The 22,049-nt window shown below is 41.3% G+C and carries 23 protein-coding genes; 6 read left to right on the plus strand and 17 right to left on the minus strand.

What is annotated here, in order from left to right:
• The 10 genes from ruvA to speB all read right to left on the minus strand — a co-directional run bounded on the left by ruvA (position 1) and on the right by speB (position 10,213).
• Positions 1 to 585, minus strand: a complete 585-nt coding sequence (gene ruvA, locus MTP09_RS12030) for a Holliday junction branch migration protein RuvA (protein WP_243548590.1) — start codon at positions 583 to 585, stop codon at positions 1 to 3.
• A 101-nt stretch (positions 586 to 686) separates the two neighbouring features.
• Positions 687 to 2,972, minus strand: coding sequence for an NADP-dependent malic enzyme (locus MTP09_RS12035; protein WP_243548591.1), 2,286 nt, complete (start codon positions 2,970 to 2,972; stop codon positions 687 to 689).
• An 83-nt stretch (positions 2,973 to 3,055) separates the two neighbouring features.
• Positions 3,056 to 3,916, minus strand: coding sequence for a BadF/BadG/BcrA/BcrD ATPase family protein (locus tag MTP09_RS12040; protein WP_243548592.1), 861 nt, complete (start codon positions 3,914 to 3,916; stop codon positions 3,056 to 3,058).
• Positions 3,917 to 4,048: 132 nt separating this feature from the next.
• Entirely contained in the window at positions 4,049 to 4,294 is a 246-nt protein-coding gene (locus MTP09_RS12045) for a NifU family protein (RefSeq protein WP_243548593.1), read from the minus strand.
• 121 nt (positions 4,295 to 4,415) lie between these two features.
• Entirely contained in the window at positions 4,416 to 5,519 is a 1,104-nt protein-coding gene (locus tag MTP09_RS12050) for an Mrp/NBP35 family ATP-binding protein (RefSeq protein WP_243548594.1), read from the minus strand.
• A 411-nt stretch (positions 5,520 to 5,930) separates the two neighbouring features.
• On the minus strand, positions 5,931 to 7,181 hold the full coding sequence (locus MTP09_RS12055) for a dicarboxylate/amino acid:cation symporter (RefSeq protein ID WP_243548595.1): 1,251 nt from the start codon (positions 7,179 to 7,181) through the stop codon (positions 5,931 to 5,933).
• 274 nt (positions 7,182 to 7,455) lie between these two features.
• Positions 7,456 to 7,875, minus strand: a complete 420-nt coding sequence (locus MTP09_RS12060; RefSeq protein WP_243548596.1) for an SH3 domain-containing protein — start codon at positions 7,873 to 7,875, stop codon at positions 7,456 to 7,458.
• A 6-nt stretch (positions 7,876 to 7,881) separates the two neighbouring features.
• The gene (locus tag MTP09_RS12065; RefSeq protein ID WP_243548597.1) at positions 7,882 to 8,361 is read right to left on the minus strand and encodes a BON domain-containing protein; all 480 of its coding nucleotides are present in this window, start codon (positions 8,359 to 8,361) and stop codon (positions 7,882 to 7,884) included.
• A 244-nt stretch (positions 8,362 to 8,605) separates the two neighbouring features.
• Positions 8,606 to 9,220, minus strand: coding sequence for an alpha-ketoglutarate-dependent dioxygenase AlkB family protein (locus tag MTP09_RS12070; protein ID WP_243548598.1), 615 nt, complete (start codon positions 9,218 to 9,220; stop codon positions 8,606 to 8,608).
• A gap of 141 nt (positions 9,221 to 9,361) precedes the next feature.
• Complete coding sequence (speB, locus tag MTP09_RS12075) at positions 9,362 to 10,213, minus strand: agmatinase (protein WP_243548599.1); 852 nt, start codon at positions 10,211 to 10,213, stop codon at positions 9,362 to 9,364.
• Positions 10,214 to 10,368: 155 nt separating this feature from the next.
• Here speB and MTP09_RS12080 point away from each other — a divergent pair, with 155 nt between their 5' ends.
• The 4 genes from MTP09_RS12080 to MTP09_RS12095 are packed head-to-tail and all read left to right on the plus strand — an operon-like array spanning position 10,369 to position 12,007.
• Entirely contained in the window at positions 10,369 to 10,632 is a 264-nt protein-coding gene (locus MTP09_RS12080; RefSeq protein WP_243548600.1) for a DUF2089 family protein, read from the plus strand.
• A gap of 7 nt (positions 10,633 to 10,639) precedes the next feature.
• Positions 10,640 to 11,044: a PH domain-containing protein gene (locus tag MTP09_RS12085; protein WP_243548601.1), complete on the plus strand. Its 405-nt coding sequence runs from the start codon at positions 10,640 to 10,642 to the stop codon at positions 11,042 to 11,044.
• 3 nt (positions 11,045 to 11,047) lie between these two features.
• Positions 11,048 to 11,401 carry an SdpI family protein gene (locus tag MTP09_RS12090; protein ID WP_243548602.1) on the plus strand — a complete coding sequence of 118 codons (354 nt, stop codon included), beginning with the start codon at positions 11,048 to 11,050 and terminating at the stop codon, positions 11,399 to 11,401.
• A gap of 12 nt (positions 11,402 to 11,413) precedes the next feature.
• Positions 11,414 to 12,007 carry a YIP1 family protein gene (locus MTP09_RS12095; protein ID WP_243548603.1) on the plus strand — a complete coding sequence of 198 codons (594 nt, stop codon included), beginning with the start codon at positions 11,414 to 11,416 and terminating at the stop codon, positions 12,005 to 12,007.
• Here MTP09_RS12095 and MTP09_RS12100 read toward each other — a convergent pair whose 3' ends face one another.
• The 7 genes from MTP09_RS12100 to MTP09_RS12130 all read right to left on the minus strand — a co-directional run bounded on the left by MTP09_RS12100 (position 12,008) and on the right by MTP09_RS12130 (position 20,430).
• A complete protein-coding gene (locus MTP09_RS12100; RefSeq protein ID WP_243548604.1) occupies positions 12,008 to 13,399 on the minus strand; it encodes a type III PLP-dependent enzyme domain-containing protein in 1,392 nt (463 codons plus the stop codon).
• 138 nt (positions 13,400 to 13,537) lie between these two features.
• Positions 13,538 to 14,215 carry a thiamine diphosphokinase gene (locus MTP09_RS12105; protein ID WP_243548605.1) on the minus strand — a complete coding sequence of 226 codons (678 nt, stop codon included), beginning with the start codon at positions 14,213 to 14,215 and terminating at the stop codon, positions 13,538 to 13,540.
• A 76-nt stretch (positions 14,216 to 14,291) separates the two neighbouring features.
• Positions 14,292 to 14,861, minus strand: coding sequence for a cob(I)yrinic acid a,c-diamide adenosyltransferase (locus MTP09_RS12110; protein ID WP_243548606.1), 570 nt, complete (start codon positions 14,859 to 14,861; stop codon positions 14,292 to 14,294).
• A 128-nt stretch (positions 14,862 to 14,989) separates the two neighbouring features.
• Entirely contained in the window at positions 14,990 to 15,832 is an 843-nt protein-coding gene (locus MTP09_RS12115; protein WP_243548607.1) for an alpha/beta hydrolase family protein, read from the minus strand.
• A 262-nt stretch (positions 15,833 to 16,094) separates the two neighbouring features.
• Positions 16,095 to 16,988: a ribokinase gene (locus MTP09_RS12120; RefSeq protein ID WP_243548608.1), complete on the minus strand. Its 894-nt coding sequence runs from the start codon at positions 16,986 to 16,988 to the stop codon at positions 16,095 to 16,097.
• A 76-nt stretch (positions 16,989 to 17,064) separates the two neighbouring features.
• On the minus strand, positions 17,065 to 17,709 hold the full coding sequence (locus tag MTP09_RS12125) for a DUF4241 domain-containing protein (RefSeq protein WP_243548609.1): 645 nt from the start codon (positions 17,707 to 17,709) through the stop codon (positions 17,065 to 17,067).
• A gap of 102 nt (positions 17,710 to 17,811) precedes the next feature.
• Positions 17,812 to 20,430: a valine--tRNA ligase gene (locus MTP09_RS12130; protein ID WP_243548610.1), complete on the minus strand. Its 2,619-nt coding sequence runs from the start codon at positions 20,428 to 20,430 to the stop codon at positions 17,812 to 17,814.
• Positions 20,431 to 20,569: 139 nt separating this feature from the next.
• Between MTP09_RS12130 and MTP09_RS12135 the strand changes: the two genes are divergently transcribed.
• Positions 20,570 to 21,100, plus strand: a complete 531-nt coding sequence (locus tag MTP09_RS12135) for a DUF1573 domain-containing protein (protein WP_243548611.1) — start codon at positions 20,570 to 20,572, stop codon at positions 21,098 to 21,100.
• 74 nt (positions 21,101 to 21,174) lie between these two features.
• Positions 21,175 to 22,044 (plus strand): polyphosphate kinase 2 family protein, encoded by an 870-nt coding sequence (locus tag MTP09_RS12140; RefSeq protein ID WP_243548612.1) that lies wholly within the window; start codon positions 21,175 to 21,177, stop codon positions 22,042 to 22,044.
• Positions 22,045 to 22,049: the final 5 nt, after the last annotated feature.

A 22,049-nucleotide genomic window follows, 5' to 3' on the forward strand; every position in this document is an offset into this window, starting at 1 on the left:
TTAAATGTTTTTTAAAATTTGCTTCACCAAATCCTCCACTGTAAGATCAGGGTTTTGTTTAAGAATACGATCTGCAATCTTGTCGCTCGTTTTCCGGGGAATCCCCAAAACCTCTAATGCAGATAACGATTCTTCCTTCACTTTATTATTCTCAAATGTAGAAATATTTGCATCCAAAACCGTGAATTTTTGGACTTTATCACGTAAATCGACAATGATTCTTTCAGCAGTTTTCACACCGATTCCCTTCACTTTTTGAAGCATCAGTGCATTACCCGAAAGTATCGCCGAAGCAATCTCGTCCAAAGATAAAGAAGACAACATGATGATGGCAGAAACTGGTCCCACTCCATTAACGCTTATTAACAGATTAAACATTTCTTTCTCCAAAATTGTGTTAAAGCCAAATAGCAAATGTACATCTTCACGGATGATCTGCTGAATATTGAGAAACGTCTCCTTACCCAAAACCAGCTTTTCTGAAGTTTGCAAACTGACGCCGACCAAATAGCCAACACCGTTTACATCGACGACCACAGATGTTGGATTCAATTGCTGTACGATTCCTTTGAGAGAATAAATCATGGTGAATGGAAACGACAAATATAATCATTTCGAGAACGTTTCAAAATGATAAAGTGCCGATTTTGAATATTATTTTTGAGAATAAACCCCGATCTACTACATTAATTGCCATCTCTTCGCTGTGCATCGAGAACGGCGATCGTTGCCAAGTTCACAATCTCGTCCACACTTGCGCGCATCTGCAGCACGTGAACCGGCTTTTTCAACCCCATCATGATCGGACCGACGATTTGTGCAACCTTCATTCCGCGGATGATTTTATATGAGAGATTCGCACTCTCCAGATTTGGGAATACGAAAACATTGGCTGGATTTGTACCGAGTTTTGAGAATGGATAATCCGAAAGATGATCCGCATTCATCGCAAAGTCCGGCTGTATTTCACCATCCACGACCATTTTCGGATATTTCTCGTGGAGGATCGAAACTGCTTTCGACACCTTTTTTGAGGTTTCAGAAATCGCCGCAAAATTCTCGAAAGAAAGCATCGCGATTCTTGGTTCTATGGCAAAACTTTTCACGGTCATCTCACACATTCTAGCAATATTCACCAAATCTTCCGAAGTCGGATTCTGGATAATCGAAGCGTCGGAGAAAAACATCGGTTTTTTCTCGGTGATAATCATCATCATTGATGCTACTTTGTCAACACCTTTGTCTTTTTCAATGACTTCGAGAACCGGTTTCAGGACTGAAGAATAATTTTTGGAGAAACCGACAATCAGCGCGTCAGTATCCCCGTGTTCCAACATTAACGGGCCAAAATAATCTCTTTGGCGAACGAACCTTTTCGCTTTGTACTCGTTCATTCCCTTTCGCTGACGTCTTTTCCAAAGCGTGTCGCGGTACTTCACGCGGTATTCTTCCTGGTCGTCGTCCATCGGATCCACAATCGGAACATTCAGCTCGATACCGAATTTCTTCATCTGCTCCTTGATGTATTTTTTCTCACCCAAAAGAATCGGATGTGCAATTCCTTCTTCGTAAAGAATCTGTGCCGCTTTCAACACGTTGTATTCCTCTGCATTTCCGAGGGTAACACGTTTCGGATTCGAGCGGGCACGGTTTTGCATCATTCGGATGAGTTTCTCGTCACGCCCCATTCTATCGAGAAGCGCATTTTCATACTCCTCAAAATCAGTGATGGGTTTTCCGGCAACTCCGCTTTCCATCGCAGCTTTTGCAACTGCAATCGAAACACGGGTTATCAATCGGTTATCAAATGGTTTTGGAATAAAATACTCTTTTCCGAAATTCAGACCTTTCAGATTATATGCCAAGATCACGGCTTCAGGAACGGGTTCTTTTGCCAAATCTGCAATGGCGCGAACTGCCGCCAATTTCATTGGTTCGTTAATGGAAGTCGCCTGAACATCAAGTGCACCACGGAAAATATATGGGAAACCAAGCACATTATTTACCTGGTTCGGATAATCGCTTCTTCCGGTTGCCATAATCGTATCTTTTCTGGTTTCCATTGCGAGGTTGTACTCGATTTCCGGATCAGGATTTGCCAAACCGAAAACGATCGGATTTTCAGCCATCGACAACAACATTTCAGGAGTCATCACATTACCTTTAGAAAGTCCCACGAAAACATCTGCACCTTTCAGCGCCTCCTCTAAAGTGGAAATTTCAGTATTGGCGATAAAGTCGATTTTTTCGGGAGTGAGGTTTTCTCTTTTATGGTTAATGACGCCTTTGGAATCACACATTAGGATATTTTCCTTTTTCAAACCGAGCTGCATGTACAGATGGGTACAGGCAATTGCTGCTGCTCCAGCTCCGTTCACAACGGTTTTTACTTCACCGATTTTCTTACCGGCAAGTTCAAGAGCGTTGAGCAAAGCCGCCGCAGAAATAATCGCAGTTCCGTGCTGGTCGTCGTGCATCAACGGAATGTCGAGTTCGTTTTTCAGTCGCTGTTCGATATAGAAAGCTTCCGGCGCTTTAATGTCTTCGAGGTTAATTCCACCAAAAGTCGGCGCGATTCCTTTCACAATCTCGATGAATTTATCGGGATCTTTTTCGTCGATCTCAATGTCGAAAACATTGATGTCGGCGAAGATTTTAAACAAAAGTCCTTTCCCTTCCATCACTGGTTTTGAAGCTTCCGCACCGATGTCGCCCAAACCGAGAACCGCAGTTCCGTTTGAAATTACGGCAACCAAATTTCCTTTTCCGGTGTAGTCGTACGATGTTTTTGGGTTCTTTTCGATTTCGAGACACGGAATCGCAACTCCAGGAGAATACGCCAATGAAAGGTCTCTCGCCGTAGAGTGTGGTTTTGATGGAATGACTTCTATTTTTCCTTTGGGCTCTGCTTTGTGGTAATCAAGCGCGGCCTGGTTAAAGTTTTTTTCGTCTCTTTTATTTTTGTTAGGCATTTCAGGGGTTTGAAGTTTGGGGTTTGAGGTTTGATCCCGAATTTACGGGATAGGAGTTTCAGGTTTGGCGCTGAATCTGAAAGTTAATCCATATTCAGGATATATTTTTTATGGTAATCTACCAAGCTTTCGATGGGTTTCTGCACAATCACTCCCACATTGAGGTTGAGTTCGGCAGCGGCTGCACGCAGGATATCTTCATAATAAAATGCAATCGAACCGATGAAATTGATCTCGGCTTCTTTCGCTTCTTCATACGGCAAAACCTGGTAATCGAGGAAGTTCTTCATCTCGTCGAAAACCATATTCTGGAAGTACGGATGACTTTTCCTTTCCACTACAAATTTATTGAAATCAGCAAGATAGGCATTTGCACGCGGATTGTGGTACATATTCTTGATCGCCTCCTCAATGGTCAAATTATATTTTTCAATAAAACCATTGTGCAGATCTGCAGGAAGTTTTTTCATAAAGAACCTTCGCAGCAAATGTTTTCCGATGGCGCTTCCGCTCCCTTCGTCACCAATCAGGAAACCGAGTGACGGCAGTTCTCTCCTGATTTTCTCCCCATCAAAATAACAGGAATTCGAACCGGTTCCAAGAATGCATACAATTGCAGGTTTTCCGTTGTAGGCAGCGTAAGCAGCGGCAGTGAGGTCTTCTTTCACGGTAATTTCAGTGGTTTTGAAAATCTTCTGAAATTCATTTTCAACCAACGCCACATTTTCGGGAACGCCACAACCGGAGCCGTAGAAAAATATTTTCTGAAGGGAATCCTTAATAGAAACGAGACTGCCGTTTTTCTCTATTTCGGGCACGATCATTTCCGGATTGATTATATTGGGATTGAAACCGATTGTTTCTGTCTTCAGGAAAATCTTACCGAACTTGTCGAGAATTACCCAGTCGCATTTTGTGGAGCCGCCGTCAACAATTGCAATCATACGCTGAAAGTTTAATCTGCTAAAATATTAATTTAATTTGAAAATGGTTCAGATTTACCCATATTTTCCGCTTATAAAAAAGTGAAGCAATCCAAAAATGAATTGCTTTATTTTTTTCTATGTGATTAGGTCTTACTCCACATTCAACACTTCCCGAATTTCCGGAGCGTGCTGCTTGATGGTGTTTTCCACACCCAGCTTCATGGTCGAGAAACTCATTGGGCAACCGTTGCAGTTTCCGATCAGCTTTACATATACGGTTTGTTCAGCTACATCAACCAATTCTATATCACCGCCGTCTTTGTTGAGGAAAGGTCGGATTGATTCCAGCGCCTCCAGAACTTTGGTTACGGTTTCTTCGTGTTTTTTCTGTTTCATAATCTTTTTCGCATTTGAGATGGTTGAAATTCTTTACAAGCAATCGACTCCGCCGATGCGCTGTGGACAATTGACTCCGTCGAACCACTTCGTTAGGTTTCGCGATTTGTCCTTACTTTCCTTACTTTTTCGGTGAGCAACCTGCCATTGTTGTGATTTTCACAGCTTCTGTCGGAGGAAGGTTTTTGTTTCTTTCCACCAAACTTTCGATCATATTCTGGGTCGTTTTGGTATAGATTTCCTCGATCTTGGAACCTTCCTGCAATGCAGCGGGTCTTCCGACATCACCCGATTCACGGATGCTCTGGATGATCGGGATTTCACCAAGAACCGGGATTCCCAAATCTTCTGCCAAATACTGCGCTCCCTGGTTTCCGAAAATGTAGTATTTGTTTTCCGGCAATTCTTCAGGAGTGAAGTACGCCATATTTTCGATCAGTCCCAAAACCGGAATATTGATGCTTTCCATTGTGAACATCGCGATTCCCTTTCTAACGTCGGCTAATGCGATATGTTGCGGAGTCGAAACAATCACCGCTCCCGTTACCGGAACTTCCTGTACGATGGAAAGGTGGATGTCGCCTGTTCCCGGCGGTAAATCGATGAGCAGGAAATCGAGTTCGCCCCAATGTGCGTCGCGGATCATTTGGTTTAACGCTTTTGAAGCCATCGGTCCACGCCAAACTACCGCCTGGTTTGCTCCCGAGAAATATCCGATGGAGAGCATTTTCACGCCGTAGTTCTCAATCGGCTTCATTAGATTCTTACCGCCAACTTCAACGGATAAAGGTTTTGAGCCAAAAGTATCGAGCATTGTCGGAATTGAGGGTCCGTAAATATCGGCATCCAAAACCCCGACTTTGAAGCCCATTTTTGCCAAAGTTACGGCGATATTCGTCGTTACGGTAGATTTTCCTACCCCACCTTTTCCGGATGCGATGGCGATGATATTCTGGATTCCGGGGATTTGCTTCCCTTTGATCTGGCTTTTCTGAATTTCTGAAGGTTCCGGGGAATTGATTTTCAGTTTCAGAACAATGTCTTCACCGAATTCTGTTGCAAACGCCTGCTTCATTGCCACCTCCAGTTTTTTCTTTTCGTGCATTGCAGGTGAATGCGCCGTCATATCGATATACACGTCGTTTCCCATTACCTGGAAATTGTGTACCAAGTCATCAACTTCAATTTCTTTCAGGAAATCCTGAACTTTTGCTTTCGTCAACATAATTTTCTACTGTAAAATGATTGACAAATTTAAGCAAAATTTTCCTTATTTAGAATCAATAAAATCTATGACATTTATCTTAAAAAAATGACGGTAAAAACCGCCATTTTGTCTGCAAATATTTGAAAATACCCGTGCATTAAGAGCTCTTTAAAACGCAAAGAATTATCAACTGCGCTCCCAAACTTCATGAGGGCAAAGTATTAATCTGCAGGCAGATTTTTTGAAGCTCACTCTTTCCACGCTTCATCAATTCGCGACGGCGAATAAAACTTTGCCACCTTAATGTTATGAGTATGATTCTAAACTTTTGCGTTTAAGAATTATGTAACATCGGCTTTTCTTTTGGCTTCAAGAAAAAATGATAATTGAAAACTAAATTCACCTCAGGTTTGAAAAGGTTTTTAGAAATTACAATTCTCCACCGTGATTATCCAGCTGTCCTTCCCATTTCGAAACTGCGGAAGTTGCCAAAGCATTTCCGAGCACGTTGGTCATACTTCTTCCCATATCGCAGAAATGGTCGATCGGCAGAATCAGCGCGATTCCTTCCGGCGGAATTCCGAACATCGTGCAGGTTGCGACAATGATTACCAAACTTGCTCTTGGAACACCCGCGATTCCTTTGGAAGTTAACATTAACACCAAAAGCATGGTGATTTGTTGACCGATGCTCATTTCTATTCCGTAGATCTGTGCGATGAAGATTGACGCGAAAGTCATGTACATCATACTTCCGTCGAGGTTAAAGGAATATCCTAAAGGTAGGATGAACGACACAACTCTGTTGTTGCAGCCGAAACGTTCCAACTCTTCTACCAGTTTTGGGAAAACCGCTTCGGAACTTGTGGTGGAAAACGCGATGAGTAAAGGTGCCTTTATTCTTCTGAAAAGTTCGAAAAGTCTATTCCCTAAAATCAGATATCCTACGATGCAGAGAACCAACCACAACACTCCCAATGCAATGAAAAAATCGCGGAGATAAATTGCGTAAACCTTGAAAATCTCGAAACCATTAGTTGCAACTACTGCTGCGATTGCGCCCAAAACACCGAGTGGAGCGACCCACATAATATAGCCCACCATTTTCAGGATTGCGTGTGCGCAGATGTCGAATGCCTTGGTAATCGGTTTGGTATATTCCTCTCCCATATTTGCCAACGCAACACCGAACATAATGGAAAATACTACAATTTGTAATACCTCATTAGTTGCGAATGCCTCGAAAACACTTTTCGGGAAGATGTGTTTCACAAAATCTTCCATCGAGAATCCTTTGCTGGATTTAATGAGATCGTCTGCAGATGCGTGATCCTGAATCGGAAGCTGCGTTACGTGACCAGGTTCGAGCCAGTTTACAAAAATCAACCCGATGAAAAGCGAAACTAACGATGCTGAAAGAAACCACAACATCGCCTTTGTTCCCACTCTACCAATCATTTTGATGTCGCTCATCTTTGCAATTCCCACAACGAGCGTGGTGAAAACGAGCGGCGCGATAATCATCTGTACCAAACGGATGAAGATGGTTCCTAAAAGTTTAATGTTCTTGGCGAATGATTCCGCGCTGTCTGCGTACTGATAATGCACGACACCGCCCATCGCAACACCCACAACCAAACCGATGATGATGGCGATGAAGAGTTTGTTTTGACCTTTCATAGAAGTTCTTTTTGCTGTTTTTTTTTCGAAGATTACAAATATAGATTTTTTTTGCTTTGCCGAAGTGGTCGAGGGAGCTGTATTTCGGACAAGCGATAGAAGTGGAAATCCTTTTTGTTTTTTTTTGCGTTGGAAATGAAGTTGGAAAAAACAAAAAGATTGTAACGGATAGCGCGGTCCCGACGAAACTTTTTCTTAAAAAAAGTTGTCGGGATGGCCCATAAAAAAACCCCTGAAAAAAATCAGAGGTTTAGGTTGGTTGTATTGTGGTTTGTTATGCTCTCAAATATCTTGCATAAGCGTAACCTTCTGTTCCTGAAGAAGTTCTAACTTTCCACCAGTCGTCAGAAGTTTGCTCAACCAAAGTTACGTTTTCGCCTTTCGCAGCTTTTCCTACGATTGCTCCTTCTGTTGAAGGTTCCTGACGAATGTTGAGGTTGGATTCCTCGGTTGCCACTGTCAAAGCAGCTCCTGAAGCCAATCCTGTAACTTGCACGTCAACATTGATGTCGGAAGCGGAATAGGTTGCGTCGATTGCTCCCAAAGCGTTCCATACCGCGTCTTTTGCAGCGGTGTTTGCAGCGTTTCCGGAAACATAAAGGATTCCGTCCTGCTCTGTAACCTGAAGTCCGGAGATTCCCGCAGACTGAGCCGCAGCGATTACTCCTGCGTATTTATCTTGTAATGCACTCATTTCTAATTATTTTACAGTGTAATTATAGTTAACTTTTCCAGCTTTCAAAGCGTCAACCGACATTTTGATTTTTCTTGCCTGCTCAGGAGAAACGTTTCCTGTAAGTGTCAATTCGCCGTTGATCACCTCAACTTTTACTGAAGGGAAATCTTTCACAGCGTCGGTCACTTTTTGCTGAACTGCAGGATCCACAGCAGAAGTAGTTTCAACCACTACAGGAGCTGCGATTGTTGACATATCGTGTACATCCTTGATTCCTGGGATTGCTTTCAGGGAAGCGATCATTGCGTCTCTTGAAGCTTCGTCAGCAAAAGTTCCGCTCAAATGCGCTGCTCCGTCTTTTACCTCAACAGAAGCGTTTGGATTAGAAGTTACAACAGTAGTTGCCTGAGTTTGAAGTTCGGCATCAGAAACTTTTTTCTTACATGCGATAGAACCGAATGACACTGCAAGTGCCAAAGCTGCCATAGCGAGTGTTTTTTTCATAGTTGAATTCATTTAAAATGTTAAAAAAATTATAGTTCAAATTTAACAATAAAATGTATGCCGAATTCTTAAAGAATGATAAATTTTTCTTAAATCTTTTGCAAGTTTTTGATTAGGAGCAATATATTTTGATAGAAAATTTTCTTTACCGTTCCCCAAAGGGAGGAAAACTTTCTTCAAATATCTGAGTATTACAAACGAATCCTCACTTTTATCAAAGGATTTCAAAGATAGTGAATTTTTCTTAATGGTTTTCGATGGTTCGAAAGGTAAGATTGATTCGCGGTTCGGCGACTTTCGTGGTTGGCGGAAGCCGGTGAAGCCAGTGAGATTGGGTTTCGTCTTTCATTACAAGCAAGCTGCCGTGTTCGAGGACGAGTTCTACTTTCTCTTTGCTGGTTTTGTGTTTGAATGAGAACTTACGTTCCGCACCGAAACTGAGCGATGCGATGGCGCCGTTTTTCTTCAGATCCTTTTCGCCGTCGCTGTGATACGCCATTCCTTCGGAACCGTCGTGATAAAGGTTGAGCAAACAGGAATTGTAGGTTTCCCTGGTTTTGATCTCGACAATTTTCTTGAGATCCAAAAGAGCATCCGTCCAAATTAAAGCTTGTTTTGTTCTTCCCGAATAGGAGTACTCAAAATTTTCATCACCGAACCAGGCGACTTTTCTTTTGGTTTCGATAAGTTTTCCGAAGATGACGGCTTGATCAGCTTTCCAGGGAATCTCGCTCATCAGGATTCTAAAACAAGCATCCGCTTCTTCTTTAGTAAAAATCTTTCCATAATAATTGACGGTTCCGTCTTTGGGAAGAAGATTTTTGGTAGGGTCAAAGATTTGGTCGAAGAGATTTTGCATAGATAAAAATAATGAAGCTGCTGGAAAAAACCTTCGGTTTTTGGACAGATCGCGATCTGTCCGTACGGAGTGTGATATTTTATATTTTATCTTTTTCCTTGTTTCTTTTTCCTTGTTTCTTTTTCCTTGTTTCTTGTTTCTTTACTTACCGATATGATAATACGCCAACATTTTATAATACAGTTTCGCAGCTAAGAAAGCTGTCGGTTTTGCATAAGGCGAATCCATCAGTTCCACAATATCGAATGCTACGACATTACATTTCTCGAAAACTTTTCTAAGGAGTTCCAAAGTTGGATACCACTGCAATCCTCCAGGTTCCGGAGTTCCTGTAGATGGTGCAAATGAAGGATCGAACGCATCCAAATCAATCGTGATGTAAACATTTCCGGAAACTTTCTCCAAAACATCATTTACCCAGTTCTCGTTGTTGGCGATTTCGTGCGCCCAAAAACACTGCCCTTCAGGAACATACTGCATTTCCTCAACATCGCAGGAACGAATTCCGACTTGAACCAAATTTAATTTCTGCGAAGCCTCAAAAACTGCACAAGCATGATTAGAAGTCGAACCGTGAAAATCAGGACGCAAATCGGTATGTGCATCCAATTGAAGCACCGTCAAATCAGGATATTTTTCACCAAACGCACGAATGGAACCGATAGAAACCGAATGTTCCCCACCAAAAAGCGTGAACAGTTTTCCTTCGTTCTGCATCATTTCTTGAGTTTTTTGGTAAACCGCTTCCGTCATTGCTTCGGGTGAAGAATTTTCTGAAACTTCTCCCGCCATCCAAACGCCTTCCAGATAAGGTTCTGTTCCTGTTTCGATGTCGTAGAGTTCCATATTTTCGGAGGCGTCGAGGAAGAGTTCCGGACCTTTGTCCGCACCTTTTCCCCAGGTTGAAGTTCCGTCGTAAGGAACGGTTACCAACATTACTTTAGCGTTTTCGAGTGTCGCGTTTTCTTCGGGAATTCCTGCGTAAGTATTCATTTTTAGTTTGAAGTTTAAGGTTTGAAGTTTGAAGTTGGACAAAGATAAAGATTTTCAGATTCCACCGAAAATGGAAATCAAATCCAAAATACTCAATTAAAATTTTAATTATATTAAAATAATTTTTAACTTTGTTAAAGACAAATTCATTTAAAATGAAACTACCGATTTTTTGTCCAAGCTGTGAAAACTCATTGAACGTAAGCCAAATGAAATGCAACCATTGCGAAACGGAAGTGAATGGCAACTACGAACTCCCGCTGTATCTGAAGCTTTCGAGAGAAGAGCAGGATTTCATCCTCCAGTTTTTTCTTTCCAGCGGAAGCATCAAAGAAATGGCAAAACAGCAGGAACTTTCTTATCCCACGATGAGAAACAGAATGGACGATCTCATCGATAAAATCAAAAACTTAAATTAATAAACCGATGAGAAAAATCCCAGTAAAATACGGCATCGAGATTTTGGTGATCTGCCTCACTCCCTTTCTGTTTATGATTTCGGAAAGTATTTCGAATGGAAAAGTAACAGGAATTCTATTTTCATTTGGCTACCTGATTCTTGTTGGTTTCGTTATTTTCGGCATTAGATATTGGATTGAAAATGAAGAACTTGTCATTCAAAACCTCTTATTCTGGAAAACCCGAATCAGGATCAGTGAAGTCTCAAAAATCGAAAAAACTTGGAATGCACTTTCTTCGCCTGCGCCGAGTATAACAGGAAGAGTAGAAATTTATTACAATAAAAAAAGTATTGTTATTTCACCGAAAAATTTTGAGGAATTCAAGAACGAACTGCTTAGAATCAATCCCAACATCATTATTAAAGAATAAAATATGAACTTTGAAAATCCATTGTTTTTAATGGGAAGTATGACGGGAGCAATTTTCGTGATTGGAGGATTATTGCTTTATTTTCTGCCTCCAAAAAAAATCAATTCGCTGTACGGTTATCGTACGGAAAGCTCGATGAGAAATCTCGACCGTTGGAATTTCGCACAGAAATATGCGGCAAAAGTGATGATTGCTTGCGGAACCGCATTTTCATTTATCTCGATTGCAGGTTTGTTTATTGTCGGAAACGAACGACTTTCGTTGATTGTCGCAATGGTTTTATTATTTCTCATTTGTGCCATAATTTACTTTTCGACTGAGAAAAAACTTAAAGAAAATTTTACCGATCAACCTTAAAATTTAAACGTTATGAATTGGAAACTTTTTTTCAACCCGTTTGAAAAATTCAGCGAAATCCAACTTCTGGTATTTGGAATCATTATCACGATTCTCGGGAGTTTTATTGGGAGTTCGCTCGGCGTGATTTATGACGGCGTTTTTGATGTGCATGTTTACCAAACGACTTTCGCAAAAGCAATTCTCGTGAATTTCATCAACATTCTTTCCGTTTTTGTTCCATTATTGATTTTAGGTAAGATCATTAATTCAAAAACAAGAATCATCGACATCCTGAATGTTTCGCTGATCAGCAGGTTTCCCATTTACATCGCTGGTTTGTTAGCCAATAATGAGAAGATGAACGGGATTACCGAAAATATTCTAAAGGAAATCAACACTCCAGAAAAACTTCAAATTCCAACCACCGACCTTATTTACCTTATGGTTTTTTCATCATTAATGATGATACTTTTAGTTTACAGCATCGTGTTGATGTTTTCAGGATTTCGAACCGCGACCAATGTGAAAAAATGGCAACATTTCATCTTTTTCGCAATTGCCATTATTGTTGCAGAACTCATTTCGAAGGTTACGATCGGAAGTTTACTCGATTTTTGGCAATAATTAATACCCCAAAAGCTTCAGCACATCTTCAGGTTGCTGTTCCTCGCGGAAAACGGTGTAAACAAAGTTTCCTTCCTCGTCTTTGTCGATGAGAATGTGTTTCGGTTGCGGCATCAAGCAGTGGTGAACTCCGCCGTATCCACCGATGGTTTCCTGATAAGCTCCTGTATGGAAAAACCCGATGTACAAAGGTTTTGTGTCACTAAAAACAGGGAGATAAATGGCGTTTGTATGCTGTTCGGAATTGTAATAATCGTCGGAATCGCAGGTTAATCCGCCAAGGAAAACCCGCTCATAAGTATCGTCCCAACGGTTGATCGGGAGCATAATGAAGTGTCTCGAAATCGCCCAAGTGTCGGGAAGCGTGGTCATAAAAGAAGAATCGATCATGTTCCATTTTTCCCTGTCGTTCTGCCTTTTCTGTGAAATGATTTTGTAGAGATGACCCCCGCTTTCGCCTACGGTAAAACTTCCAAATTCGGTGTAAATGTTCGGTTCTTCCACGCCTTCTTCCTCACAGAATTTCTTGATCTGTGAAACGATTTCATTCACCATATACTGGTAATCGTAATCGAAATTCAGAGAGGTCTTGATCGGGAAACCGCCACCAATATTCAGGGAATCCACTTCCGGCGCAATTTTTTTCAAACGTGCGTAAACCCGGAGACATTTATACAATTCGTTCCAATAATACGCGGTGTCTTTAATCCCTGTATTGATGAAGAAATGCAGCATTTTCAAGCGCGCATTCGGATGTTCCGCGATTTTCTGGGAGTAGTAAGGAATAATGTCTTTATAACCAATTCCTAATCTCGAGGTGTAGAATTCAAACTTCGGCTCCTCTTCCGATGCGATTCGGATCCCGATGTCGAAAGTCACGTCGATGCTTTCGGTAAGTTTGTCGAGTTCACGGTAGTTGTCGAGGATCGGAGTAATATTTTCGAAACCGTTGTTGATCATTTCAGAGATTTTCTGAAGATAGTCGTCAGTCTTAAAACCGTTACAGATCACTTCGATATTTTTGTCAACCTTTCCTTTGTCATAAAGGGATTTCACAATATCCATATCATAAGCGGAAGAAGTTTCGATCGAGATGTCGTTTTTTAAAGCTTCCTCCAATACAAATGCAAAATGGCTGGATTTGGTGCAGTAACAGTAACGATAGTTTTTCGTGTACTCGTTGAGTTCAAACGCTTCCTTGAACCACGCTTTTGCGCGCTGGATGTTCATCGAGATTTTTGGCAGATAATTAAATTTCAGGGGAGTCCCAAACTTTTCGACGACCTCCATCAAAGGAATATCGTGGAACTGGAGTTGATTTTCCGAAACGTTGAATTCTTCCGTCGGGAAATACAGGGTTTGGTCGATGAGCTCTGAATATTTAATTTTCATTCGTAAATCTAATTTTTAAAATTTTGACGCTTGAAATCTGAACTGCAAATTTGGTGAAAAAAGTTGGTTTTTCTGTTAAGCGAAATTCAAATAAGGAAGTTTTATGCCATAATAAAAATGAAGGCTTCAACGAGGTTTTTAGTTTTCAACAAAAACAATCAGCTCACCTTTTTCGAATTCAATGGTGACCTTTTCATCTGAAGCAAAATTTCTTGTTCCAATCCTTGAAGTGATCGACAAGCTTTCTTTGTTTAATGGCCAGTTCAATCCTGCGGTGATAATATTTTCCGCAATAGGAAATGGGTAAAGAGAAATCATTTTTCCTTTCACGTTTTCCAAAACTAACTTTTTAGGTGAGAAAAAATATCTTGAAAAATTATCGTAGAAAGTTAGCTCCAAATCATCTTTAAACTTAAAGCCCACGGTTAGGTTCCCCAGAAAGTGATCCATCTCACCACCGCTCGCTCCATACACATCTACTTTCTTTATTCCTTTTTTCCGTAGAATTTCCAGTGACTTTTCGAAATCCGTCTTATCCTGATCGGGAGTGAAGATGAACTTCTCGCGGTACAGCTCGTCATCTGCAATCGTGTGTGAATCAAAATCTCCAGAGACAAAATCCAGTTTTTCCATAGGAAAGTTTTTTTCCTTTAAATAGCGGAAAGCACCGTCGGAACAGCAAATCAAATCATAGCCGTCAATTTCGGGAAGATCTTTCGGCGGTTCGCCGTTGATGAACAAAAGAGCAAATCCTCCCCCTAAATCCTCCTTCAAAGGAGGGGGATTTTTATGTTCGTCATTATTCAGGTTGGTCATAACTGATGAAATGGGACCTTTATTGTTCTGGTTTTTCTACGGGAAACTTTAGTTTCTTAAAAGTCGAGACTTGTCCCTACCTGTTATTTGGATTCCAAAATTCTTCGGTGTCGCCGTGTAATTTTGAGACGTATCTTGCCAAAACAAAAAGATAATCTGAAAGTCGGTTGAGGTATTTAATCAATTCCGGTCGTACTTCTTCTGATTCATTCAGAAAAACAAGACTGCGCTCCGCTCTTCGGCAAACCGTTCTGCAAACGTGAAGTGCGGTTGCTGCTTTTCCGCCACCTGGAAGAATAAAGTACTGAAGCGGCTCCAGTTGCGGTTCATATTCGTCCATCCAGTTTTCGAGTTCCTGAATTTCTTCTTCGGAAATCATCAAGGTAAGGCGGGACTTTCCATTGGCCAAAGTCAGTTTATCAGTTGGTGTCGCCGATTCCGAACCGACGGTAAATAAATCGAACTGAATTTTTTTCAATTGCGAGATGACCTTTGCGTCAGTGATCTCACATTTTGCCACTCCGATAAAAGAGTTGAGCTCGTCGATATTTCCGTAAGATTCAACTCTCGCGGAAGCTTTTGAAACGCGGGTTCCGCCGTAAAGCGCGGTTTGACCTTTGTCGCCCGTTTTGGTATAGATTTTCATTTTTACTGATTAATGAAGTAAAATTAAGGAAATTAATGATGTTGAGAAAAAAAACTAAACCACCCCGTCTCCCGAACTTCGTTCGGAATCCACCCCTCCAGTGGAGGGGAATTTCGTTATTCCCAAAATTACTTCAATTCATTTAGAATAATCTCCCACAGATTTTTATTAAAACTTCTGAAAAAGTTGACATGCCCAATTTCTCTTTTCTCGGATTCGGCGACTTTCACTTCTCGGTAGGTTTTCTTTAGGTTCGGATACGCAGTGTGCATCAAGCTTTCCATGCCTTTTTCGGTCACCCACGAATCGTCTTCGGCGTGGATGATGAAGGTGTCTTGAGTCAATTCTTTGGAATAATCCTTGCCGATTTTCTCAAAAAGCTTGCTGGTCGATTTCTTGTTGAGGATCAAAGTTTTCCAATCCAACGCGGCTCCTTTCGGAAGCGACTCACCCAAACCAAACCAATGCGCAGGAAAGTATCCCAAAAGCTTTGTCGTAGCGGGAACAGCGATTCCAAAACCGAAAAGTGCGGTAACTGCGACTTTCGTTTTTAGATGTCCGAAATAGGCATCCTGTGTGGCGACGAAAATAAATTTTTCAAATAACAGAGAATCGGGATTCATCCCCAAAATCAGCGCACCGACGGAATGACCAAGACAAAACTTCCGGAAACCCTTGTAATATTTGTCGATAAACTGAGTGAGCGTTTTGTAGTCTTCAGTTCCCCAAATCCGCATCGATGCTTGGAAACCTTTTATTTTTTCTGGTTTCGAAAGTCCGATTCCTCGGTAATCGTAGGTGATGACAGTGAACCCGCGTTCCGCAAAATATTTAGCAAAAGAAAAATAAATCTGCTGTTTTACTCCCGTTGCCGAATTGATGAGCAGCAGTTTCCCGTTGGAATCGACGGGTTCGAAAAACGTTGCCGCAATGGGAACTTGATCGGAAGTTTTCAGATGGATGGTTTTCATTTGCGTTAAAGTCAACCCAAAAAGAATCGGACTGCTGAACTTCAAAATTAAAGATTTAAAGTTTTCTGAAAAGGAAAATCGGTATGGTCAGAATAGAATTTAGAGCATATTCAAATTCTTTTTAGAAAAAATATTATTTCGGAAGTTTTCTTTACCCCGACACTAAACGGCGGAAAATTTCCCGCTAAATAAACCAAAATTTGCTCCCTTTAGGGGACGGGGTAATCAAATTTAGGTTTATTTAGATAATATTAACACGCCCTTAGTCCTTCAGGAAATCTTTCAGATACGGCAAACCGCTTTGCGAACCACTGTTTCGGGTGACTTTCAATGAGACATCATTTCCGAATTTTACACATTCATCAATGGTGTTTCCGTGACAAAGTGCGACTGCAAAACCAGAGGTGAAAGCATCGCCCATTCCCATTTTGTGTAGCACGGAATCGTGATGATTGCGGTAATATTTCATTTCAGAACCATCGAAGTACGTCGTGGAATTGGAATCGTCGCGCACGAAAAGTTTGTTGGGATATTTTCTGACAATTTCCTCCCGAACCTCGTGACCGAAAATCGTGGAAAGTTCGTTGCTTTTGGCGACAATAAAACTCGCGTCTTCAATTACTTCTGCTGAAAGTTTCTTTGCAGGTGCGGCATAAACACCGACTTTTTTACCGTGTTTCTTGGCAAGCTGCACGGTAAATTCCACAGTTTCCATCGGAATTTCGAGTTGGATCAAAATCAAATCTGCGGAGATGAAGAACTTTTCTGCCTCCATAATATGTCGCCGTTTCAAATGATAATTTGAAGCCGGAACCACGACAATAGAATTGATTCCCTCAGAAGTCGTCACGTAAGCTGTTCCAGTCGGTGCATCTTCCGTTTCTGCAACAAATCCGACATTGACACCCTCTTCAACAAGGTTTCTCATAATTTGCTGACCAAGCGGATCCATTCCCACGCAGCTGATGAAATATACATTTGCTCTGAGTCGCGCAGTTCCTACCGCCTGATTTGCACCTTTACCGCCGAAAAAACTTTCAGACCTATCCGCTATTACCGTTTCGTTGGGTTTCGGAAGATGTGAGGTGTTGAGCACCAAATCGATGGACGAGCTGCCTACAACAATAATTTTCGGTTGTTCTGAAGTAATGGTCATTCTGAAATTCTGTTTTGAGAGGATTAGTTAATAAACAAATTTATCCTTTAATTCCCAATTTAACTATGGTTTAACATTAATTAACAAAGCCAACCTCAATAAATTCCGTCATAATTTTCGCCGGACGATTTTCGTTATCAAACCCAATATAGCTTCCGTAAAAACCTTCACCATAACCCGTTTCGAATGCGAAGATGTTTCCGCCCTTTTCTTCATCAGGTTTGAGGAAGGCAAACTGGTCGATTGCTCCGTTTTCGTCAAAAAAATGTTGGTGGAAAAACTCCTCGTAAATCCCCATAAAGTCATCGCCTTTTCGGTGGAACAATCTTTTTTCCAAATGATTCAAGCAATCCTGAGTTTCTGCATCCATAAAGCACCCCATTCCGCTTTCCACGGGATAGCCGAAAATTTCGCCTTCCTTCAAATCAGCCGTGTTCTGACCATCGGTTGTCGCTAATTTCCAGTTCGTAACCTCGTTCGCATTGAAAACAATTTCCACATAAGCAATGCAGTTGGACTCTTTTTCTTTATGCACCAAAACTTCGAATTCGCCAACAGGAAAATCTTCATTGAAAGCAGCCATATCTCCCGTTAACAGAAGATCGCACGCTACAATTTTTCCCGTCGGAAGATGGATTTTTCCTGCGTCGAAAGTTTCAATCAAAGGACTTTCAACAAAATTTTTGCTGAAGAGTTTCGCGATATTTTCAAGGTGCGTCATAATTAAGGTTTGAAAGGGTTTGAGTTGATTTGAGTTTATTTGATGTTGCGGAGCTTCTTAAACCCTCAAAGAATTTCAAATAAAATCAAACAACTTCAAATTCTAAAGCGTTTTCAGTTTCTCCTCCAGAAGTGCGATTTTTTCCTGCGCGTCTTTCTGTTTTTTCAGTTCGTTATCCACTACCTGTTGCGGAGCTCCTGCCATAAATTTCTCGTTGGAAAGTTTCTTCTCAACTGAAATCAGGAATCCTTTCAGGTATTTGAGTTCTTCCTCGGTTTTGGATTTTTCTTCTGCCAAATCAAGGTTTTCACTCAGAGGAATTGAGATTTCCGTGGCTCCAACTAAAAAGGTGAAACTCGGTTTGTCGGTTTTCTGCGCAAAATGGATTTCAGAAATATTCGCCAGCTTTTTCACTAATTCTTCATTGGCAAAAGAGTCGGTGTTGGTAAAAACCTCCACTTCTTCCCTTGGTGAAATTCCTTTTGACTGTCGGTAATTCCGCACTCCAGAAATCAGTTCCTTAGAAGTTTCGAAATTTTTAATCAATTCACTATTAAAGCTATCAGCTTTCTTTTGTTGCGAAATGACCAATGCGTTTTCAGGAGTTCTTGCGGAAATATTCTGCCAAAGCTCTTCCGACAAAAACGGCATGAACGGATGCAGCAGTTTCATTAATTCCTCAAAATATTCGATCGATTTATGATAAACTTCCGCCGAAATCGGTTCGCCGAAATTGGGTTTGATCGCTTCCAGATACCAAGAACAGAAATCGTCCCAGATCAGTTTATACACCAAGTGCAGCGCATCAGAAATTCTGAATTTTTCGAACTGGTCTGCAATTTCGGTGATGGTTTTGTCCATTTGGTTTCCAAACCATTCGATGGCCTGTTTGTCGGAGCTGTTGGGTTGCAGCGTTTCGTTTTTTTTCCAACCCTGGATCAGTTTGTAGGCGTTCCAGATTTTGGTGGCAAAATTTCTTCCTTGCAACATCAGGTCTTCATCGAAAAGCAGGTCGTTTCCTGCAGCGGAACTCAGTAAAATTCCTACGCGAACTCCGTCTGCACCGTATTTGTCAATGAGTTCAATTGGATCGGGTGAGTTTCCGAGCGACTTCGACATTTTGCGTCTTTGCTTGTCGCGAACGATTCCCGTGAAATAAACATTTTTAAAAGGAACCTCTTTTCGGTATTCCAAACCGGCCATAATCATTCTTGCAACCCAGAAGAAAATAATATCGGGACCCGTTACCAAATCCGAAGTCGGGTAGTAATAATTAATGTCTTTATTCTCGGGATCGAGCATTCCGTCGAACACCGAAATCGGCCACAACCACGAAGAAAACCAGGTATCGAGCGCATCTTCATCCTGCTTTAAGTTTCGAGTTTCGAGTTCCGGGTTTCGAGTTTTTTGTTTGGCTAAAGCCAAAGCATCTTCGATATTTTCGGCAACCACAAAATCGTTTTCTCCACTACCATAGTAATACGCCGGAATTTGCTGTCCCCACCAAAGCTGTCGGGAAATATTCCAGTCGCGGATGTTTTCCATCCAGTGTTTATAGGTGTTCTTGAATTTTTCAGGATGGAATTTCACCTCGTCGTTCATCACCACATCCAATGCTGGTTTAGCGATTTCCGACATTTTCAGGAACCACTGCTGCGAAATTTTCGGCTCGATTACGGCACCAGTTCTTTCGGAGGTTCCCACTTTGTTGATATAATCTTCCTGCTTTAGCAATAATCCTTTTTCCTCCAGTTCTTTGGCGATGAGCTTTCGTACTTCGAAACGGTTTTTGCCTGCGTAGTGAAGTCCGTGCTGATTGAGATTGGCGTCATCATCCAAGGAATCGATCATCTGCAGGTTGTGACGTTGCCCAATTTCGTAGTCATTTGTGTCGTGAGCAGGAGTGATTTTCAGTGCACCCGTTCCGAATTCAATATCCACATAATCATCCTCAATTATAGGGATCACGCGATTCGCGATGGGAACGATCACATTTTTTCCTTTTAAATGAGCATATCTTTCATCATTAGGATTAATGCAAACCGCGGTGTCGCCGAAAATGGTTTCAGGACGAGTTGTTGCTACAGAAAGAAAATCCTCCGTTCCTTCAATTTTATATTTTAAATAATAGAGTTTTCCTTTCTGTTCTTTAAAGATAACTTCCTCGTCAGAAATATTGGTTTTGGCTTCCGGATCCCAATTTACCATTCGGTAACCGCGATAAACCAGATCTTTATTGTAAAGATCTACAAAAGATTTGATTACCTGCTGCGAAAGCTTGGGTTCCATCGTGAACCGCGTTCTTTCCCAGTCGCAGGAAGCGCCGAGTTTCTTGAGTTGTTCCAAGATTGTTCCACCGTATTTGTCGGTCCATTCCCATGCATGTTTCAAGAATTCTTCTCTTGAAATATCGGACTTGTTGATTCCTTCCTCTTTCAGTTTTGCCACGACTTTTGCTTCAGTCGCAATCGAAGCGTGATCCGTTCCGGGAACCCAGCAAGCGTTGAAACCCTGCATTCTTGCGCGGCGAACCAAAACATCCTGAATTGTATTGTTCAGCATATGTCCCATGTGAAGAATCCCAGTTACGTTTGGCGGTGGAATAACGATGGTGTATGGCGGCTTTTCGTTGGGTTCAGAATGAAAGTAATTGTTCTCCAACCAGTAACTGTACCATTTCTGTTCAGTTTCCTGGGGATTATATTTGTCCGAAATCTGCATAAAATCTTAAATAATTATTAAAATATCAGTGCAAAAATAGGGTAAATAAAATTTTTTGGAATGATTATTAAAATAATTTTTAACTTTGTTACTCGATTTCAATCTAACAACAGATATTAACAAAAAACAAATTAGGAATATGAAAAAGATTTTCGCAGCACTTTTCATTACTGCATCATTTGCTTTCGCTTCGGCGCAAACCATTTCATTCGACAAAACGACTTACGATTACGGAACAGTAAAAAATGGATCCGACGGACACAGAATGTTTACCGTGAAGAATACAGGAGACAAACCTCTGATCATTTCCAGAGTTCAGGCATCTTGTGGATGTACCACACCGGAATGGAGCCAGGATCCTATTATGCCAGGAAAAACAGCACAGTTAAAAGTGGGTTACAACACCACTATTACCGGACCCTTCACTAAATTGATCGAAGTTTTTTCTAATGACCCTCAAAACAGCAGATCAGTTATCAACATCAAAGGAACTGTTGAGGCCCCTGCGCAAGCACAAGGTCAGATGATGGAAATGAAGTCAAGTGAAGTTGCGACTGCGAAAACTGCTGTGTTGCAACCAATGCAAGCTGCAAGAGCAGAGGTCGCTGTAAAAGCAGAGCCAGCGCAAAAAGCAACAAAGAAAACTGCAAGAAAAGCTGCCGCAAAATAATTAAGAATTAAAAAAATCCTAAAATCACTTCATAATTGGAGTGATTTTTTTATTTTAGTTTAAAATTAAAAGATATGGATTTGGATTTCACCGATAACTTTGTTGTAAAAGGAAAGTTCTCAATTAAAAACGCTGATACCGAATACACAGGGAAATTAACCAAAGAAGAAGGGCAAAAAATGCTGCAGGATGAAAAAGTTAAGCTGCGCAAATTGCAGGAACGGCTTTATGCTGATGGAAGCAAATCCCTCCTCATTGTTATCCAGGCAATGGATGCGGCCGGAAAAGACTCACTGGTTGAACACGTTTTTGGAGGAGTGAATCCACAAGGTTGTGAAGTGACCAGCTTCAAAGCACCAAGTACCAAAGAATATTCTCACGATTTTCTTTGGCGCCAGTATCTTGCACTTCCTGCTAAGGGAAAGATTGGGATATTCAACAGAAGTCATTATGAAAGTGTCCTGGTTTGTAAAGTTCATCCGGAATACAACCTCAGCGAGAAAGTTTGGAAATCCATTGACGATTTCGACGACAAGTTCTGGGAAAACCGATACGAAAGCATCAGAAATTTCGAAAAACACCTCGCTCAAAACGGAACGACGATTGTAAAAATCTTCTTGAATGTCTCTAAAAAAGAACAGAAGAAAAGGTTTATTGACCGAATCGACGAGCAGGAAAAAAACTGGAAATTCTCGATGGGAGATTTACCGGAGCGTGCATTGTGGGATAAATACATGAAGGCATATGAAGAAGCCATCAGCGAAACCTCGAAAGATTATGCACCGTGGTTTGCGATTCCCGCCGATGATAAGTGGTTTGCGAGAGTAGCAGTAATACAAATTATTATTGACGCGTTGACCGGAATGGACCTGAAATATCCCGTGCTTTCCGACAAGGACCGCGAATCGCTACAAGAAGCCAAACAGCAGTTGCTGAACGAGTAATTTTT

This window comes from Chryseobacterium suipulveris (genome assembly GCF_022811685.1).
Lineage (GTDB): Bacteria > Bacteroidota > Bacteroidia > Flavobacteriales > Weeksellaceae > Kaistella > Kaistella suipulveris.

Coding starts and splice junctions, on each gene's coding strand:
- ruvA (WP_243548590.1), bottom strand. CDS start 585: ATGATTTATTCTCTCAAAGGAATCGTACAGCAATTGAATCCAACATCT.
- MTP09_RS12035 (WP_243548591.1), bottom strand. CDS start 2,972: ATGCCTAACAAAAATAAAAGAGACGAAAAAAACTTTAACCAGGCCGCG.
- MTP09_RS12040 (WP_243548592.1), bottom strand. CDS start 3,916: ATGATTGCAATTGTTGACGGCGGCTCCACAAAATGCGACTGGGTAATT.
- MTP09_RS12045 (WP_243548593.1), bottom strand. CDS start 4,294: ATGAAACAGAAAAAACACGAAGAAACCGTAACCAAAGTTCTGGAGGCG.
- MTP09_RS12050 (WP_243548594.1), bottom strand. CDS start 5,519: ATGTTGACGAAAGCAAAAGTTCAGGATTTCCTGAAAGAAATTGAAGTT.
- MTP09_RS12055 (WP_243548595.1), bottom strand. CDS start 7,181: ATGAAAGGTCAAAACAAACTCTTCATCGCCATCATCATCGGTTTGGTT.
- MTP09_RS12060 (WP_243548596.1), bottom strand. CDS start 7,875: ATGAGTGCATTACAAGATAAATACGCAGGAGTAATCGCTGCGGCTCAG.
- MTP09_RS12065 (WP_243548597.1), bottom strand. CDS start 8,361: ATGAAAAAAACACTCGCTATGGCAGCTTTGGCACTTGCAGTGTCATTC.
- MTP09_RS12070 (WP_243548598.1), bottom strand. CDS start 9,220: ATGCAAAATCTCTTCGACCAAATCTTTGACCCTACCAAAAATCTTCTT.
- speB (WP_243548599.1), bottom strand. CDS start 10,213: ATGAATACTTACGCAGGAATTCCCGAAGAAAACGCGACACTCGAAAAC.
- MTP09_RS12080 (WP_243548600.1), top strand. CDS start 10,369: ATGAAACTACCGATTTTTTGTCCAAGCTGTGAAAACTCATTGAACGTA.
- MTP09_RS12085 (WP_243548601.1), top strand. CDS start 10,640: ATGAGAAAAATCCCAGTAAAATACGGCATCGAGATTTTGGTGATCTGC.
- MTP09_RS12090 (WP_243548602.1), top strand. CDS start 11,048: ATGAACTTTGAAAATCCATTGTTTTTAATGGGAAGTATGACGGGAGCA.
- MTP09_RS12095 (WP_243548603.1), top strand. CDS start 11,414: ATGAATTGGAAACTTTTTTTCAACCCGTTTGAAAAATTCAGCGAAATC.
- MTP09_RS12100 (WP_243548604.1), bottom strand. CDS start 13,399: ATGAAAATTAAATATTCAGAGCTCATCGACCAAACCCTGTATTTCCCG.
- MTP09_RS12105 (WP_243548605.1), bottom strand. CDS start 14,215: ATGACCAACCTGAATAATGACGAACATAAAAATCCCCCTCCTTTGAAG.
- MTP09_RS12110 (WP_243548606.1), bottom strand. CDS start 14,861: ATGAAAATCTATACCAAAACGGGCGACAAAGGTCAAACCGCGCTTTAC.
- MTP09_RS12115 (WP_243548607.1), bottom strand. CDS start 15,832: ATGAAAACCATCCATCTGAAAACTTCCGATCAAGTTCCCATTGCGGCA.
- MTP09_RS12120 (WP_243548608.1), bottom strand. CDS start 16,988: ATGACCATTACTTCAGAACAACCGAAAATTATTGTTGTAGGCAGCTCG.
- MTP09_RS12125 (WP_243548609.1), bottom strand. CDS start 17,709: ATGACGCACCTTGAAAATATCGCGAAACTCTTCAGCAAAAATTTTGTT.
- MTP09_RS12130 (WP_243548610.1), bottom strand. CDS start 20,430: ATGCAGATTTCGGACAAATATAATCCCCAGGAAACTGAACAGAAATGG.
- MTP09_RS12135 (WP_243548611.1), top strand. CDS start 20,570: ATGAAAAAGATTTTCGCAGCACTTTTCATTACTGCATCATTTGCTTTC.
- MTP09_RS12140 (WP_243548612.1), top strand. CDS start 21,175: ATGGATTTGGATTTCACCGATAACTTTGTTGTAAAAGGAAAGTTCTCA.